The following is a 1,230-nucleotide window of genomic DNA, read 5'->3' on the forward strand; positions in this document are numbered from 1 at the left end:
CCCACCGCTGGTTTCAGTGTCAGGGTTGTCTAGCCACTTCGGTGGTGGTTGGGTTCTGACCATCAGGCATCTGGCTCTACCGCTGGTTACCGCCCCTGGCTGTATTGGGCTGGTGTTGGCTCATTGTGCCGATGCCTGGTGTGTCAGGACCGGCCGGCGTGACTTGATAGGAGCGTGGCATCGCCCCGACTGAGATGTGTCCGCCGACCGGCCCGACTGTCGCCACTCCACTCTGACAGGAAGGCATCTTCCATGATCGTTATCGGTGCCGATGTACACAAGCGCACGCACACCTTCGTCGCGGTCGACGCTGTCGGCAAACAACTCGGATCCACGGTGGTGCCGGCCACGACGGCCGGTCACCGCACAGCCATGCAGTGGGCTCACGCTCGTTTCGGTACCGAGGTGTTGTGGGCCATCGAGGACTGCCGCAACATGTCGGCCCGGCTCGAACGCGACCTGCTGGGCGCCGATCAGAAGGTGGTGCGGGTAGCGCCGCACTTGATGGCCGAACATCGGCGTACCGGACGTGAACGCGGCAAGTCCGATCCGATCGACGCGTTGGCTGTGGCTCGGGCCGCTGCACGCGAACCCGACCTTCCGGTGGCGTCTCACGATGCCGTGTCCTACGAGATGAAAGCTCTCGTGGACTATCGGGATTGCCTTGTGCGCGAACGAACCTCGAAGATCAACCGGGTGTTGTGGCGGGTGCATCAACTCGATCCCGAGTACCACATCAAAAAGGGTGGGTTGACGGCGAAGAAGCATCAGAAAGCGCTGCAAACCTGGCTGGAGCCTCACAGCAGTGTCGATGCCCGCCTGGCAGGCAAGGAAGTCGCCGCCATCTACGACCTGACCGTGGAGATCAATGAGGTCGAAAAGGAGATCACCAAGAAGGTTTCCGACGCGGTGCCCACCCTGTTGGCGATGCCCGGCTGTGGCGCGCTCAGCGCCGCGAAACTCCTCGGCGAATCCGCCGACATCACCCGCTTCCCCGGGGAGGCCCAGTTCGCCCGCCACGCGGGAATCGCCCCAGTGCCGGTGTGGTCGGCCAACCCCGGACGCCATCGACTCACCCGGTCGGGCAACCGCCAGATCAATGCCGCGATCCACCGCATCGCGCTGACCCAGGCACGCATGCCCGACACCCTCGGCCACGCCTATTACGAGAAGAAGAAGGCCGAAAACAAGACCCCTCGCGAGGCGATGCGCTGCCTCAAACGCCGCCTC

1 protein-coding gene is annotated in these 1,230 nt (G+C 63.7%); it reads left to right on the forward strand.

Annotation, left to right across the window (positions count from 1 at the left end):
* Nucleotides 1-252: 252 nt before the first annotated feature.
* The coding region (locus tag JW364_RS24015) for an IS110 family transposase (RefSeq protein WP_205334503.1) at nt 253-1,230 on the forward strand (978 nt) is incomplete at its 3' end.

The sequence above is a fragment of the Gordonia sp. BP-119 genome (assembly GCF_016924115.1).
GTDB classification, from domain to species: Bacteria; Actinomycetota; Actinomycetes; order Mycobacteriales; family Mycobacteriaceae; genus Gordonia; species Gordonia hongkongensis.